The sequence below is a fragment of the Mycobacterium sp. RTGN4 genome, from assembly GCF_033804635.1.
In the GTDB taxonomy this organism is placed as follows: Bacteria; Actinomycetota; Actinomycetes; order Mycobacteriales; family Mycobacteriaceae; genus Mycobacterium.
Genome location: NZ_JAPZLB010000019.1, coordinates 1 through 15,241, shown reverse-complemented (window position 1 = coordinate 15,241; position 15,241 = coordinate 1). Strand labels below are relative to the sequence as shown.

The 15,241-nt window shown below is 67.0% G+C and carries 15 protein-coding genes and 1 rRNA gene; all 16 read right to left on the bottom strand.

Going from position 1 to position 15,241, the window contains the following annotated elements; all coding sequences use genetic code 11:
• Position 1: 1 nt before the first annotated feature.
• Positions 2-727, bottom strand: coding sequence for an SMC-Scp complex subunit ScpB (scpB, locus tag SLQ30_RS29405; protein ID WP_319450547.1), 726 nt, complete (start codon positions 725-727; stop codon positions 2-4).
• The gene (locus tag SLQ30_RS29400; RefSeq protein ID WP_319450548.1) at positions 724-1,542 is read right to left on the bottom strand and encodes a segregation/condensation protein A; all 819 of its coding nucleotides are present in this window, start codon (positions 1,540-1,542) and stop codon (positions 724-726) included. Before SLQ30_RS29400 ends, scpB begins: the two co-directional genes overlap by 4 nt.
• Positions 1,539-2,402 (bottom strand): ParA family protein, encoded by an 864-nt coding sequence (locus SLQ30_RS29395; protein WP_319450549.1) that lies wholly within the window; start codon positions 2,400-2,402, stop codon positions 1,539-1,541. The genes SLQ30_RS29400 and SLQ30_RS29395 overlap by 4 nt, the downstream gene beginning before the upstream one ends.
• 131 nt (positions 2,403-2,533) lie before the next feature.
• Positions 2,534-3,703 (bottom strand): NAD(P)/FAD-dependent oxidoreductase, encoded by a 1,170-nt coding sequence (locus SLQ30_RS29390; protein WP_319450550.1) that lies wholly within the window; start codon positions 3,701-3,703, stop codon positions 2,534-2,536.
• Between the two features lie 2 nt (positions 3,704-3,705).
• Positions 3,706-4,641 (bottom strand): site-specific tyrosine recombinase XerD, encoded by a 936-nt coding sequence (gene xerD / locus SLQ30_RS29385; protein ID WP_319450568.1) that lies wholly within the window; start codon positions 4,639-4,641, stop codon positions 3,706-3,708.
• A gap of 41 nt (positions 4,642-4,682) precedes the next feature.
• The gene (locus tag SLQ30_RS29380; RefSeq protein WP_319450551.1) at positions 4,683-5,306 is read right to left on the bottom strand and encodes an NUDIX hydrolase; all 624 of its coding nucleotides are present in this window, start codon (positions 5,304-5,306) and stop codon (positions 4,683-4,685) included.
• Entirely contained in the window at positions 5,299-7,035 is a 1,737-nt protein-coding gene (locus tag SLQ30_RS29375) for a CTP synthase (protein WP_319450552.1), read from the bottom strand. Before SLQ30_RS29375 ends, SLQ30_RS29380 begins: the two co-directional genes overlap by 8 nt.
• A gap of 131 nt (positions 7,036-7,166) precedes the next feature.
• Positions 7,167-8,108: a copper transporter gene (locus SLQ30_RS29370; protein ID WP_319450553.1), complete on the bottom strand. Its 942-nt coding sequence runs from the start codon at positions 8,106-8,108 to the stop codon at positions 7,167-7,169.
• A gap of 32 nt (positions 8,109-8,140) precedes the next feature.
• Complete coding sequence (gene steA, locus SLQ30_RS29365; RefSeq protein ID WP_319450554.1) at positions 8,141-9,325, bottom strand: putative cytokinetic ring protein SteA; 1,185 nt, start codon at positions 9,323-9,325, stop codon at positions 8,141-8,143.
• 106 nt (positions 9,326-9,431) lie between these two features.
• Complete coding sequence (gene recN, locus SLQ30_RS29360) at positions 9,432-11,192, bottom strand: DNA repair protein RecN (protein WP_319450569.1); 1,761 nt, start codon at positions 11,190-11,192, stop codon at positions 9,432-9,434.
• Positions 11,192-12,115, bottom strand: coding sequence for an NAD kinase (locus tag SLQ30_RS29355; RefSeq protein ID WP_319450555.1), 924 nt, complete (start codon positions 12,113-12,115; stop codon positions 11,192-11,194). The genes recN and SLQ30_RS29355 overlap by 1 nt, the downstream gene beginning before the upstream one ends.
• A complete protein-coding gene (locus SLQ30_RS29350) occupies positions 12,112-12,921 on the bottom strand; it encodes a TlyA family RNA methyltransferase (RefSeq protein ID WP_319450556.1) in 810 nt (269 codons plus the stop codon). Before SLQ30_RS29350 ends, SLQ30_RS29355 begins: the two co-directional genes overlap by 4 nt.
• 5 nt (positions 12,922-12,926) lie before the next feature.
• On the bottom strand, positions 12,927-13,124 hold the full coding sequence (locus SLQ30_RS29345; protein ID WP_319450557.1) for a hypothetical protein: 198 nt from the start codon (positions 13,122-13,124) through the stop codon (positions 12,927-12,929).
• An 11-nt stretch (positions 13,125-13,135) separates the two neighbouring features.
• A complete protein-coding gene (locus tag SLQ30_RS29340) occupies positions 13,136-14,152 on the bottom strand; it encodes an HAD-IIA family hydrolase (RefSeq protein ID WP_319450558.1) in 1,017 nt (338 codons plus the stop codon).
• Between the two features lies 1 nt (position 14,153).
• Positions 14,154-14,987, bottom strand: coding sequence for a tetratricopeptide repeat protein (locus SLQ30_RS29335; RefSeq protein WP_319450559.1), 834 nt, complete (start codon positions 14,985-14,987; stop codon positions 14,154-14,156).
• 152 nt (positions 14,988-15,139) lie between these two features.
• Positions 15,140-15,241: ribosomal RNA gene (gene rrf, locus SLQ30_RS29330) — 5S ribosomal RNA — on the bottom strand; the annotation flags it as partial.

The window sequence follows — 15,241 nt, the reverse complement described above, 5'->3', positions numbered from 1 at the left end:
GTCAGTCCTTGTCCACGTCGAAGGCCAACGGCGTTTCCGTTGCCCGGGCGCCACCCAATTTGATGAATCGCGGTTCGTCGCCCAGAGATTCGGTGATGTCGTCGATCCCGTCGACATCTGGCAGCAATGGCGCGATGTCGGGCAGGTCTAGAAGTGACGTCAAGCCCAATCGTTCCAGGAACAGCTCGGTGGTTGCGAACGCCGACGCACCGGTGTCCGCATCGACTCCGGCCTCGGTGATCAGCCCGCGCGCCAACAACGTCCGCATCACCGCATCGACGTTCACGCCGCGCACGGCGCTCACCCGGGCTCTGGTCACCGGCTGTCGGTAGGCCACCACCGCCAAGGTCTCAAGCGCCGCGCGGGTCAGCTTCGAGCGCGTCCCGTCGAGCAGCAGCCGCTCGACGTATGGGGCGTACCGCGCGCGTGTGTACATGCGCCATCCACCACCTGCTTCGCGGAGGTCGATGCCGCTTTCGCGCGCGGTGAGCTCGTCGGCCATCAGCCGCAACTTGGCCGCCACGCGGTACGCGGGCTGTTCGATGGCGACGGCCAGCGCATCGACCGGCACCGGGGTGTCCACGACCAATAGCAGCGCCTCGAGCGTCGCCCCGAGTTCCGCGTCGTCCAGTTCCGGGGGTTCTGCGACGTCGATGCCGAGATCTTCGTCGGAGACGTGTTCCGCGACTTCCTGTGGGTGCGGGTGGTCCGCGATGTCTTCAGTCATGAGTCTTCTTCCACCGCCGCGGCCAAGTGCTCGTTGGTCGGCCGATCACCGGTCCACGAAACTTGCAGCACACCAAGCGGTTCTACTTGCTCGAATGCTACCGCCCGAGCACGGTACAGCTCGAGCAGCGCCATGAAGCGCCCCACGATCTCGATCGTCGCCCCGCAGTCGGATACCAGCTCCGAGAACGTCGCCCACTGTCCGACGCCGCGCTGTTCGAGCATGCTCAGCAACCGCCGCGCCTGCTCTGGCACCGACACTCCTGGCACGTGGAGGTGGTCCATGCCCACGGTGGGGATGGGCCGCGGTGTGAAGGTGCTCGCTGCGATCTCGGCGAAGCTCGCGGCGTCCACCCCCAGCATGACCTCGGGCAACAGCTCGGCGAAGCCTTCCTCCAACGCCACTGAACGCGGGTAGCTGCGCAGTGCCGCCGCCTCGAGTTCGGCGAACATCTCGGCGACGTGCTTGAACGCCCGGTACTGCAGCAACCGCGCGAACAACAGGTCGCGTACTTCCAACAGTGCGAGGTCTTCTTCGTCGTGCACGTCGCCCGCGGGCAGTAGCCGGGCCGCCTTGAGGTCCAGCAAGGTGGCGGCGATCACCAGGAACGTCGTCGTCTCGTCGAGGCCTAGCTGGGTGCCGATCGCCTTGGTGTAGCCGATGAAGTCGTCGGTGACCTGATGCAACGCCACCTCGGTGACGTCGAGGCGGTGCGCGAAGATGAGTTGCAGCAGCAGGTCGAAAGGACCCTCGAAATTGCTCAGCCGGACCTGGAAGCCTGCCCGGGGTGCCTCCGCTGCCGTCTCCGTGGTCACGCGCCGAACCGGTCGATGACCTCGCGCGCCAACGACCGATAAGCTTGGGCACCACCGGATTTCGGAGCCCACGTGGTAATCGGTTCACCCGCGACGCTGGTCTCGGGAAAGCGCACCGTCCTGGTGATGACGGTGTCGAATACCAGGTCTCCGAAGCGCTCGAGCACGCGGTTCATGACCTCGCGGGCGTTCACCGTGCGCGGATCGAAGCGCGTGATGAGGATGCCGCTGATCTCGAGCTTGGGGTTCAGTCTGTCGTGCACCTTCTCCACGGTGTCGGTCAGCAGCGCAAGGCCGCGAAGCGAGAAGTACTCGCATTCGGTGGGGATGATGACACCGTCCGAACAAGCCAGCCCGTTGACGGTGAGCAGACCCAGCGACGGCTGGCAGTCGATCAGCACGTAGTCGTATCGGTCGAGCACCGGGTGCAACGAGCGGGAAAGGGCATGCTCCCGACCGACCTCGTTGACGAGCTGGATCTCGGCGGCCGACAGGTCGATGTTGCTGGGCACCAGATCCATGCCCTTGACCCTGGTCTTGATCAACACGTCGTCGACCGAGACGCGTGGCTCGATGAGCAGGTTGTGCACGGTGTGCTGCAGTTCGTAGAGCGGGACGCCCAATCCGGCCGACAGCGCGCCCTGCGGGTCGAGGTCGACCAGCAACACCCGGCGACCGTATTCGGCGAGGCTCGCGCCGAGGTTGATCGTCGACGTCGTCTTGCCGACCCCGCCCTTCTGGTTGCACATCGCGATGACCTTGGCGGGACCGTGCACGCTCTTGGGCTTGGGATCGGGGATCGCGCGAGGCGAACGGCCAGTCAGGGTGGCGCCTTCGGCACGTCCTGCGTCGTCGGTCATGCGAGACCGGGACCGGTCGAGCAATCCACTGGCTTGGCGAACATCCGGGAAGTTTAACGGGATCGGAACGCCAGGTACGGCAGACCCGGCGTCCTAGCTCGACCTTTGTGTCGGGGAAACCGCGATTGCGCCTAGAAGAGCTTCTTCTTGGTCCGGCCCGCCTCGGCCAATTCGCGGGCGATGCGTCCTGCCATCCGGATCGATTGTCGGGAGACGTAGCCGATGAGCGCCGGCCGCGACAGCAACCCGAGGAACCAGAGCCCGCGCTCGGCGGGTACGTCGCCACCCGCCAGCGGTACTCCGGCGTCGGTGAGCACGCCGAGGTGCCCGACCATCGGCTCCAGCTCAGACGAGTAGCCCGTCGCCGCGATTACCGCGTCGACCTGCAGTTGGCTGCCGTCGGCCAGCACCGCGCCCGATGGGCCGTCGAAGCCCGTCAACGCCGACACCACCTCGATGGAGCCGTCGCGGATCGCATCGATCACGTCGCGGTCGACGATGGAGGGTGCGACGTGCAGCCGGTGCGCCCTGGCGAACGGACCCTCTGTGGGAATGGGCAGGCCGAACTCGCTGAGGTCGCCGAACGTGGCCGTGCGTGCGGTGCGGGCCATCACGTCGGACATCCAAGGTGGCAAGTGGTACAGCGGCACTGCGACGGCGTCTCCCGGCAGTCCGGCCGGCCCCCGCCGCGAGAGGATGTTCGGTGGCGTGCGCACCGCCAGCCACACCTTGGCCGCTCCCCCGGTGGCCACGTCGTGGGCGATCTCCATGCCCGACGATCCGGCGCCGACCACCATCACTCGCTTCCCGACGAACGGCGTCGGATTGCGGTAGCTCGCCGAGTGCAGCAGCTCACCCGCGAACGACGTCGCGCCTGACCAGTCGGGCATGACCGGGGTGTGCGCATAGCCGGTGGCGATGACGACGTGCGCGGCGTCAACGATGCCGTCCGGGGTGACGACGCCCCACCCGGAGGGTTTGCGGCGCAGGACGCGTTCCACAGGGGTTTCGAGCCGCAGTTCTATCCCGCGTTCCCCGGCGTGGTGCTCGAGGTGTGCCACCACCTCGTCGCGGGTGGGAAAGGCGGGCGTGCCCTTGGGGTATGGACGCCTCGGAAGATGGGAGGACTGACGTCCGGTGTTGAGCCGCAGGCGGTCGTATCGCGAACGCCACGACGCACCAACCTGGTCACTGCGGTCCAGCACCAACGACTTCACGCCGAGATCGCTGAGGCTGACCGCGGCGGCGATGCCAGCCGGTCCGGCTCCGACGATCACTACGGGGTGGTCGGGAGCGGTCACCGCTACCGGGCCCGCGGATGTGCGCCGGCCCAGACCTCGCGCAGCGTCGACACCGTCACCAACGTGTAGATCTGCGTCGTCGTCACCGACGCGTGGCCGAGCAGTTCTTGTACGACCCTGACGTCGGCGCCCCCCTCGAGCAGGTGAGTCGCGAACGAATGGCGCAGCGTGTGAGGCGAGACCGCCGACGAGATGCCTGCGCGTTCCGCGGAGTCTTGCAGCACCTGCCACGCGCTCTGACGCGACAGCCGTCCGCCTCGAACATTGAGGAAGATGGCGGGCGTGCCCTTGCCCCGTCGCGCAAGGTCGGGACGGCCACGCACCAGATACGTGTCGAGTGCGCTCACCGCGGGCCTGCCGATGGGAACCAACCGCTGCTTGTCACCCTTGCCACGCAAGAGCACCGAGCGCGAATGCGTGTCGATGTCGTCGACGTCCAGCCCGACGGCCTCCGAAATCCGGGCGCCGGTCGAATACAACACTTCGAGCAGCGCCCTGTTGCGCAGGGTCAAGGGTCCGTCGCCCTCGCTGTCGCCACCGGCGCCGTCGAGCAGCGCCAGCACCTCGTCGAGTGAAAGGCTCTTCGGCAGCCGCCGGCTCGGTGTCGGAGGTTTGACCGCGCGCGCGACGTCGACTGCCGTCAGACCTTCGGACGCGGCGAAGCGGTGCAGTCCACGAACGGCGATCAAGGCGCGGGCAGCCGACACCGCCGACAGCGGCAGAGCTCCGCCGTCCGCGTCACCGCGCCGCAGCGCCACCAGGAAGTCACTGACGTCGGCCTCGGCAACCGCGGCCAGGTCGTCGATGCCCCGCGTCGTGAGGTGAGCGGTGTAGCGACGGAGATCGCGCCGGTAGGAGCTCAGGGTGTTGGCCGCCACGCCACGCTCGATCGTCAAGTGCTCGAGGTAGCCCTGAACCTGGCCGTCCAGCGTTCCGATCAATTCGCCGTGACCTGGGAGATGATCAGAGTGGACGGTGGTCACTGCGCGGCCTGCCGCGCGGCGAATGCGGTGGACCGCAGTGGCCATGGCGCATCGACGGGACGCAACGGCTGCACGTCCCGGTCGATGGTGCGCGCGGCCAGAATTCCGGCCACCGCAAGGCAATTGACGATCTCGCCGCTGAGCACCATCTTGACCGCATCGACCAGCGGGAACCACTCCAGCTTCAGGTCGGCTTCCTCGTCGTGCGCGGCGGGCCTATCGACCCGGGTGAGCCCGGTCGCGAGATACACGCGGACACATTCGTCGCTGAATCCGGGCGCCGAGAGCACGTCGACGAGCACGCCCCAATCGCGCGCCTGCAAGCCGGCTTCTTCCTCGAGCTCGCGGGCCGCGCTGACTTGCGGCGGTTCACTTCCCATGTCCAGCAGTCCCGCGGGCAGCTCCCACAGCCGGCGACCGACCGCGTGCCGGTACTGGTAGACCATCGCGAGGTTGTTGCTCTCGTCGAGCGCGACGATCGCGACTGCTCCGAAATGTTCGACGATCTCGCGGCGAGCGGTGTTGCCGCCTGGCATGCGTACCTCGTCGGCCCGCAGCGCAAAGATCTTGCCGACGTGCAGGGTTTCGCTTGAGACCGTTTCGAATTCGTGCTCAGCCACGGTGCGCGGGTTCTGACAGCTCGGCGCCGTTGGGCCGCTGGGTGGCCAGTTCGACCGGCAACCGTTCGGCGGCCTTGTAGTCCATGGCGGCGCCGATGAATGCCACGAAGAGCGGATGTGGCCGCGTCGGGCGGCTCTTCAACTCGGGGTGGGCCTGGGTTCCGACGAGGAATGGGTGGACCTCCGGCGCGTACTCGACGAATTCGACGAGATGACCATCGGGGGACGTGCCCGAGAACCGCAGGCCGCTCTCGGCGATTCGGTCGCGGTAGGAGTTGTTGACCTCGTACCGGTGACGATGGCGTTCGGACACCTCCGTGGACTGATAGGCCTCCGCCACGATCGAATTCGGCTCGAGCACGGCCGGATAGGCGCCAAGGCGCATGGTTCCGCCGAGGTCGGCTTCGCCTGCGACCGCGTCACGTTGATCAGCCATCGTGGAGATGACCGGATCGGGGGTCTTCGGATCGAACTCCGCGGAGTTGGCCCCGTCGACGCCGACCGAACGCGCCGCGTCGATGACGATGCACTGCAGGCCGAGACACAGGCCGAGCACTGGCAGGCGTTGCTTGCGGGCGAACTTGATGGCCCCGAGTTTGCCCTCGATACCCCTGATGCCGAAGCCGCCGGGAATCAGTACGCCGTCGACGTCACCGAGCGCGGAAGCGGCGCTGACGTCGGTCTCGCAGTCGTCGGACGCCACCCAGCGGATCTCGACCTTGGCATGGTGCCTGAATCCGCCAGCCCGCAACGCCTCGGCGACGGACAGATAGGCGTCGGACAGGTCGATGTACTTGCCCACCAAGGCAATCCGCACTGTTTCCTGCGGCTCGTGCACGCGGCGCAGCAGGTCGTCCCACTCGGTCCAGTCGACGTCGCGGAAGGGCAGGTTGAGCCGTCGCACGACGTATGCGTCGAGTTCTTCGCGGTGCAGCACCTTGGGGATGTCGTAGATCGATGGCGCATCCGGGGTCGAGATGACGCCGTCGATGTCGACGTCGCACATCAACGCGATCTTGTTCTTCAGCGGTTCGGGCACGTCGCGGTCGCAGCGCAGGATCAGCGCGTCCGGACTGATGCCGATGCTGCGCAGCGCAGCGACCGAGTGCTGGGTTGGCTTGGTCTTCAGCTCGCCCGATGGCGCAAGGTATGGCACCAGCGAGACGTGTAGGAAGAAGACGTTGTCGCGCCCCACCTCGTGCCGGACCTGGCGGGCGGCCTCGAGGAACGGCAGGGATTCGATGTCGCCGACCGTGCCGCCGATCTCGGTGATCACGATGTCCGGCCGCCGACCCTTACTGTCGGGCTCGGCCATGGCCAGGATGCGGCTCTTGATCTCGTCGGTGATGTGTGGGATCACCTGAACGGTGTCGCCGAGGTATTCGCCACGCCGTTCCTTGGCGATCACGGTCGAATACACCTGGCCGGTGGTCACATTCGCGGACCCGGACAGGTTGCGGTCGAGGAAGCGCTCGTAATGACCGACGTCGAGGTCGGTTTCCGCACCGTCCTCGGTGACGAACACCTCACCGTGTTGAAACGGGTTCATGGTGCCCGGGTCGACGTTCAGATAGGGGTCGAGCTTCTGCATCGTCACCTGGAGGCCGCGCGCAGTGAGCAGTTGTCCGAGGCTGCTTGCGGTCAGGCCCTTGCCGAGCGAGGACGCGACGCCACCGCTGACGAAGAGATGCTTGGTCGCGGTCTGCGGATGCTTGCGTAACGATGGCAAGTGCAACCTCCGTGGCAATGGGGCAGGGCTTACTTTTCTAGGACGGGCCTAGCTTCGGGGCCTGCCGACCCACGGAATCTCACCCTAACACCGACCCCGACACAGTGCCGTTGACGCGCCGAGGGGAGCGCCTATTGCTGGACGGTCACCGATGTCGCGCCGCGCCCAGTGCCGTACTGCGCAGGCTTTCCACCGCCGACGAGGTCGTGCAGGGCGAGCACCGCGGTGAGCCGACCAGCCTGGCTGCCGACGTCATCGACTGTGCTCACGGCGCCGCTCATGCCGGCGTCGGACCTAGTCACTGCGACTGCTGCGGTGCCGGACGCCGATCCGTCCCGCCCGGCGAGCACGGTCCCGAAACCGTGAGGGGCGAGCCCAGCGGCGAAACGCGCGACCGTGGCGCCCTGATTTCCTGCGTCGTCACCCAGGCCGGCGCCGGTGACGATCAGCGCCGCGTCGGCCGGACCGATCCGCTCGCCGCCATAGCTCACGAAGCCGGTGTCACGCAGCGTGGCGAGCACGGTGTCGCGTTGGGTGTCGTCGACGGGCGGAACGGCGGGGTCCCGGCCCCTCAGCAGGGCGATGCCCAACAGGTCGCCGGCCTGCGACCCCTGGTCGACCAGCTTCGTGCTGAGCGCCCGTCCGGCAGGCACGACGGGCGAGTTGACCACCGACATGAGCTTCTCGGCGGAATTGGCATCGACGAACTGTTGTGTCAAGGAGATCGTGCCGGAAACCGTGCCGCCTCCGGCCGACACGAAACGCGTCAGCCCGTCGACGTCGTCGTCCGCCGCGTCCGGGGTGCGAAACACCACGACCGTCTTGTCCTTGAGCGTGCCGCCGAGGATCCGCGGTGACATCTGCGCATCGAATTCGCCAGCGGCAACCAGCTTTTCGTTGAGCGCATTCTTCTCGTCAGTGAGGCCGTTGATCTGATTCTGCAGCTCCGCCTTGTCGTCACGAAGCCCGGACAACAGGGTGTTGGACAACAGGCCAGAGCCCAGGAGCACGCCGACGGCCAGCGCCAGGAACACCGCCGCCAGCGAAATCGCGTGGGAACGTAGGGAAATCACCGGTCACCCTCCTCGGACGTCGTCGAGATCGGTTAAGTGACCAGGCTCTGCACCCAGAGCGAAAACTGGTTCCAGTAGGCCGTGATCCACTCCAGCACGGCGCCATCCGCGCGGGAGACCCATAGTGCGGCGATGACGGCGACGAGCATCGCCAGCACCAACAGTGCGATCGCGCCGCCCGACACCCGGCTGCGGTACAGGGTGGCCACGGCCTTCGCGTCGACCAGCTTCTCCCCCACCTTGAGCCGGGTCAGGAACATCGAAGGGTTGCTCTGTTGCCGGGATCGATCGAAGAACTCCTCGATGCTTGCGCTGTGTCCCGCGGTCACGATGAGTGACGCTCCGTGGTGATCGCAGAGCAGAAGCGCCAGGTCGGCAGCCGAACCTGCGGCGGGGAACGTCATGGCGCCGACCCCGAGATCCTGGATCCGCTCCAGTCCCTTGGCGTGCCCGTCGGCGTCGGCGGGCAGCACCACCTGAGCGCCCGACCGAAGCACCTCGACGCTCATCGACTCGGGATCGCCGACGATGAGTTGGGGCCGGTAACCGCCCTTGCGCAGGGTGTCGGCTCCCGTGCCGACACCGACCAGGACGGGTTGATACTCCTTGATGAACGGCTTGAGCGCCCTCAGGTCGTCGGCCGCGCTCGGATCCTCGGCGACGACGATGACGTGCCTGCGATTGATGTCGACGTCGATGTCGGGGATGCCCATCCCATCGATCAGCAGCGGGCTCTCACTGCGAATGAACTCGATGGTGTTGCCGGCGAAGGCTTCCAGGTGGGCGACTAGCCCGCTCTTGGCTTCGTGCATGAGCTCATGGATCTCTTCGTCGGTGCGCTCGGTGCCGTGCGCGATGCGCCGGTCGCCCGCGTACACGCCGCCGTTGTTCACCCGAACTCGGGCGCCGTCCTTGATCTTCTTGAAGACGTCGGGGCCGGTGTCGTCGATGAGTGTCACGTGGTTGGCGACCAACACCTCCGGGCCGAGGTTCGGGTAGCGGCCCGAGATCGACGTGGAGGCGTTCACGACCGCGGCCACCCCTGCTTCGACGAGTGCGTCCGCGGTGATCCGGTCGAGGTCCAGGGCGTCGAGCACGACGATGTCACCAGGCCCGACGCGACGCAGTAGCCGATCGATATCGCGGTCGACTCGGGCGGTACCCGAGAAGCCTGGGCGAGTTTCGGCATTACGCGAGAGCAGCGCTGACATCTTCATTCGGCCGATTCTGTCGGCCAACCCTCAAGTTGAGGTGGAGGCGCGCCGTAACACCAGCCTCACAAGTTATGTTTTGTCACATCTGCAACACATATTGGATGACGTTTCATGACGTTGCGTTCGTCCGTGCGGACTCGAGCAGCTCGCGGGCGTGCGCGCGGCCGCTATCCGATTCACCCAACCCCGCCAGCATGCGAGCCAGTTCGGCCACGCGATCGTCATCGTCGAGCAGGCGGACCTCGCTGGCTTTGCCACGACCGGCGCCGCTGTCGACGATCAGATGAACATCGGCGTACGCGGCCACCTGCGGCAGGTGGGTCACCACGATGACCTGGTGGGTCTTGGCCAGCCGTGCGAGCCTGCGGCCGATCTGGACCGCCGCCCGGCCGCCGACACCGGCGTCCACCTCGTCGAACACCATCGTGGTGCCCTCAGCCGACGCGGCCAACACCACCTCTAGCGCGAGCATGACCCGCGACAGTTCTCCGCCAGAGGCGCTCTTGGCCAGCGGCAGCACGTCGGACCCGGAGTGTGGTGTGAACCCGAACTCGACCGCGTCGACGCCGTCGTGCCCCGCGTGCACGACGTCACCGGACGCCAGCGTCAGCGGAGCTGAATCGTCGGGGCGTGCGCGCAGCGGTGACACGTCGATGCTGAAGGAGGCACCGGCCATCGCCAGGCCGCCGAGTTCTCCGGTGACTTCCTTGGCCAACGCCTTCGCGGCCTTGGTCCTGGCCTTGGTCACGGCGGCCCCTGAGTCGACGACTTGCCCCTCGAGCTCGTCGACGCGTTTCGCCAACGTCGCCAACGTCTCCTCGGACACGTCGAGCTGCGCCAGCCGATCGCGGGCCTCGCGTGCCCACCGCAGCACCCCGTCGATGTCGGCCGCGTATTTGCGGGTCAGATTGCGCAACTCCCCCTGGCGGGCCAGCTTGCCTTCCAAGGTGCTTGCGTCACTTGGCAACTCGGATAGGTAACCGCCAAGCTCGGTCGACACGTCGCCGATCAGCGCCTGCGCCTCGCCAAGCCGGTCGGCCAACGCCCTCAAGGCCGCATCGTCGGTGGCCTGCAACGCAGCTCTGGCCTGCCCGACGCCATCGGCGGCCGACGTCACCTCGGGCGCGGCCTCGTCCAACTCGCCCGACAACGCAAGCCGGGCTGACTGTGCCGCCTCGCGCAGCGCGTCCAGCTCGGACAACCGCTGGATGTCCGACACCAGCGTCTCGTCCTCGCCGGGTTGTGGTGCTACGGAATCGATTTCGCCAAGCCCGAACTGCAGCCGGTCGGCCTCCTGGGCCAGTTCGCGGGCGCGGTTGCGTCGATCGGTCAGATCTCGCCGGGCAGTCAGCCAATCGTTCCGGAGTCGGCGGTACTTGGCGAGCAGCGCGGTCACGTCGACGAATCGGTCCAGCGCGCCGCGTTGCTCGTCCGGTCGCATCAACCGCAGTTGGTCGTTCTGACCGTGTAGCGCCAGCAATTCGGTAGTGAAGCCACTCAACGACTTGGCCGGCACGCTTCGGCCGCCGAGGTATGCGCGCGACGGACCGTCCCGACTGACCGAACGAGCTGCGATGATGCTGCCGTCGTCGTCACGCTCGGCGCCCGACGAGTCGAGGATCTCGTCGATGCGGGTCGATACGCCGTTGCCGAGTTCGGTTGTCGTGAAACGTCCTTCGACGAGCGCTCGATTGGAGCCAGAACGCACCCGACTGGCGTCTGCCCGCGCTCCCCCGAGGAGGTGCAGGCCGGTGACGACCATCGTCTTACCCGTGCCCGTCTCGCCGGTCAGCACCGTCAGGCCGCGGCCGAATTCTGCGGTGGCCGCACTGATGGCGCCCAGCGCCTCGATTCGGATCTCGGAGAGCACTACTGACCGCGCCATCCCGTGACTGGCAGCCGAAACTTGCGCACCAGCCGATCGGTGAATGGCGCACTGTCCAGCCGCACCCACTTGAGCGGGGTACCGCACCGGGTCACCTCGAGCCGTCCACCCGCGGGGACGACCATTTCGCGACGACCATCGCAGAACACCATCGCGTCGTACCCGCTGGCCTCGACCTCGATGGCGATGCTCGAGTCCGGACTGGTCACCATCGGGCGGGCGAAGAGGGCGTGAGCGTTGTTGGGTACTACCAGGATCGACTCGAGGTTGGGCCAGAGAATCGGGCCGCCTGCGGAGAACGCGTAGGCGGTGGACCCGGTGGGTGTCGAGATCAGCACGCCGTCACAGCCGAAGGACGAGACGGGGCGTCCATCGACTTCGAGCACCACACCGAGCACGCCGAGTCGCGGGCCCTTCTCGAGGCTGGCCTCGTTCAGCGCCCAGCCCCGATGGGCGATCTTGCCGTCGACCCGCACGACGATGTCGAGCGTCATCCGTTCCTCGACGCGGTAGTTGCCGTTGACGACGTGGTCGAGCACGCTGTCGATGGCCTCCGCTTCGGCCTCGGCCAGAAATCCGATGTGCCCGAGATTGACTCCGAGCACCGGGATCTCGACGTTGCGGGCGAGTTCGGCGGCGCGTAGGAAAGTGCCATCTCCGCCGAGCACGAGCACGAGTTCGCAGCCCTCGGCGGCGCGCTCGTCGGCGTCGACGACCTCGATCCCGTTCCCGAGTGAACTGATTTCGTCGGGCCCCAGGTACAACGGTTGATGGTCGACGGTCTCTGCGGCCAGCACGCGTAGTCCGATGCCGTTGTCACTCAGCACCTTCTTCACCCGTCGCGCGGTGTCGGTGGCTTCTTCTCTGCCGGTGTGTACGACAAGCAGAATCGTCCGCTCGGACGTCATTGCGGCCCCTCGGATACGGCATGAGCGACGGCTGACGTCAGCGCGTCGCCCAGCAGCGGGTGGTCTGCGCGCGAGCGCAGATGCAGAAAGTATTCGACGTTGCCCGACGGACCCGGCAGCGGACTTGCCGTCACATCGACGGTCAGCCAGTCGAGTTCAGCCGCGCGGCGAGCCACCGTCAGCACCGACTCTGCCCGTAGCGCGGGATCGCTGACCACCCCGCCGGCACCGACCCGGTCCTTGCCGACCTCGAACTGTGGCTTCACCATGGGAACGATATCCGCGTCCGCTGACGCGCATGCCGTCAGTGCGGGTAGCACCGTGGACAGGGAGATGAAGGAGAGGTCCGCGACGACGAGGTCGACGGGGCCCCCGATGGCGTCGGCATCGAGCGCCCGGACGTTGGTGCGCTCCATCACCGTCACCCGTGGATCGGACCGCAGCGACCATGCGAGCTGGCCGTAACCGACGTCGGCCGCGACCACCTCGCGCGCCCCGCGAGCCAGCAGCACTTCGGTGAAACCGCCGGTCGATGCCCCGGCATCCAGACACCGACGGGCGTCCACGGACAGCTGGAACGCATCCAACGCACCGATGAGTTTGTGCGCGCCGCGCGACACCCAGCTGCGTTCGTCTGCTTCGGCGACGACGAGCCGGGCGTCCAAGGTGATCGCCGTTGCGGGCTTCGCGGCGGGGAGCCCGTCGATGCTCACCCGACCTGCGTCGATCAACTCCGCGGCTTGTTGACGTGACCGGGCAAGCCCACGTCGGACAAGCTCGGCGTCTACGCGAGCGCGCCGTGCCACGTGCGCTACCCTTCGATCCCCGAGCTCGTCGCTCCGCCGGTGGGGCTGCGCTCTACCGATTGCAGCGCGTCGACGAGCACTTCGTGTGCCTGCTCCAACCGCGCCGCAATTTCCTCGATGTCCGCGTCGGGCGCATCGGGATCAGGAAGGCCGGCGAGCAACGTCGTGAGCTCGCCACGAATCTGTTGGGGATCGGTCGTCATCGTCGTTCACGCTAGCCGATGGGCTGTGCGAGCAGCGACCAACGTTCCAACGCCTGGCGAGCCGCTTCGTCACCTGCGGTCAGCACGGGTGGCTGACCCGTCCAGCCCGTACTCCATATCGCAGCGGCCGTCGCGCGGACGACAGCGAGCGTGTCCTCTGCCGGCAGGCCCGTCGACCGCACGGTCACCTCATTGGATTCGGTGGTGACCTGCCACGCCGGATGCGGTCCGATGCGCAAACCCGCACTGTCGGCAAGCAGCGAACGCAGGTCGGCGGCAACGAAGTTCGGGCGTTCCTCGGGAATGGCGAACACCATGTCGGCCGCGGTGCTGACGCCACACAGGACCAAAAGGCTCGGCAACTCGGCAGCGTTCGCCCCTGCAATGTCGGTGTCGAGGCGGTCGCCCACCACCAAGGGCTTTTCGAACCGGCCGCGGCTGAGCGCGTCGTTGAGCAGTGTCGGGGCGGGCTTGCCTGCCACCTGGGGCTCACTGTCGGTCGCCGATCGAACGGCGGCCACCATCGAGCCGTTGCCCACGAGCAGCCCTCGCTCGGACGGCAATGTCCGGTCGACGTTGGTGGCGATCCACACCGCTCCGGAGCGGATCGCGAGGGCCGCCTCGCTGAGGTCCGACCATCCCGTCTGCGGAGAGTGGCCCTGGACGACTGCAGCCGTATCGTCGGCGAACTGCCGAACGGGCCGTAGCCCGACGTTGGTGACTTCGGCCGCCAGCGCCTCGGTGCCGACGACGAGTACGGCTGAACCAGAAGGCAATTGGTTGGACAGCAGCTTCGCCGCACTTTGTGAGCTGGTTACCACGTCGCCGGCCTCGGCGGCGAACCCGAGCTGTACCAGGTGGTCAGCGACCTCGGAGGGGCTGCGCGACGCGTTGTTGGTCACGTAGAGGGTGCGGGCCTCGACGGCGGCTAGCGTGCCGACAGCGCCTTCGGTGGCTTCCGCTCCGCGAAAGACCGTTCCATCGAGATCGAGCAGCAGGCAGTCGTGTTCCTCCGCGAGCGCAGTCACCTCAGGCCAACTCCGTGATGCGTTCTTCGGCGTCGGTCACTCCCTCGACGTCGGCGGCCGCCGCGCGCATGAACGACTGCAAGGCTTCGTCCGACCGGCCGAGGGCCAGCAGCGTCTCAGCGTGGGCGTAGTGAAGTCGCGCGGCAGCTTGACCGGTTTGCGCCGGATCGAGTGGCGGCGACGACAGCACCGCCAGCGCTTGTTCGAACTGACCAAGGTCGGATCGTGCTCCCGCGACCACGATGCGCAGTTCGTCGGCGTCGTCGCCGGTGAGTTGTTCGGCTTCCGCGCTGCGCGCGAGTTCGATGGCGCGCTCGGGCCGTCCGACACCCCGCTCGCAGTCGGCGATGAGCGCCAAAAGCGGTGAGCGGCTGCCCATTCGGCGTGCGGCGCGCAGCTCGGCGAGCGCCTGCGCCCAGTCGCCGCAGTGATACGCCGCAATGCCGACCGCTTCCCGGACCGCCGCGATGCGACCGGAGCGTGCCCGCGCCGCTCGTGCATGCTCCAGCGCGGCAGCAGGATCCTCTTCCAGTAGCTCGCCAGCGGCGACCAGGTGACGTGCCACGAAGTCTGCCGTCGTCTTGTCCAACGTGGTCAACTCGCCGCGAATCTCCGGCGACAACTGCCTTGCGTCGATGTCGGCGGGAAGCCGGGGTCCTGTCGGTGTCGGCCGTTGCCCGTCGTCCTGGCGTCGCGGCTGCGCATGGCGGGCACGGTTAGGACCTGACGTCGGGGGCGCCCCGCGGCGATCACGCGATCCGCCGCGCGAGGCGCCGGCGTTGGAAGTCCCCCGCGGACGCCGCTCCTCACCACCAGCCTGTCGGTCGTCAGCCACCGGGTACCTTCCTGTTCTTCCACTTGCCCCGCAAAGGATACGGTGGAATTCGCCATTCCGCGATGAATGGTGAATTTGCCATAAATTGTTCGGAATTCATGTGGAATATAGAATCACCCCCCGCATTACGCGGGGGGTGATTCTTAATGGGTGTTCGGCGGTGTCCTACTTTTCCACCCGTATGGGTAGTATCATTGGCGCTGGTAGGCTTAGCTTCCGGGTTCGGGATGGGTCCGGGCGTTTCCCTGCCGCTG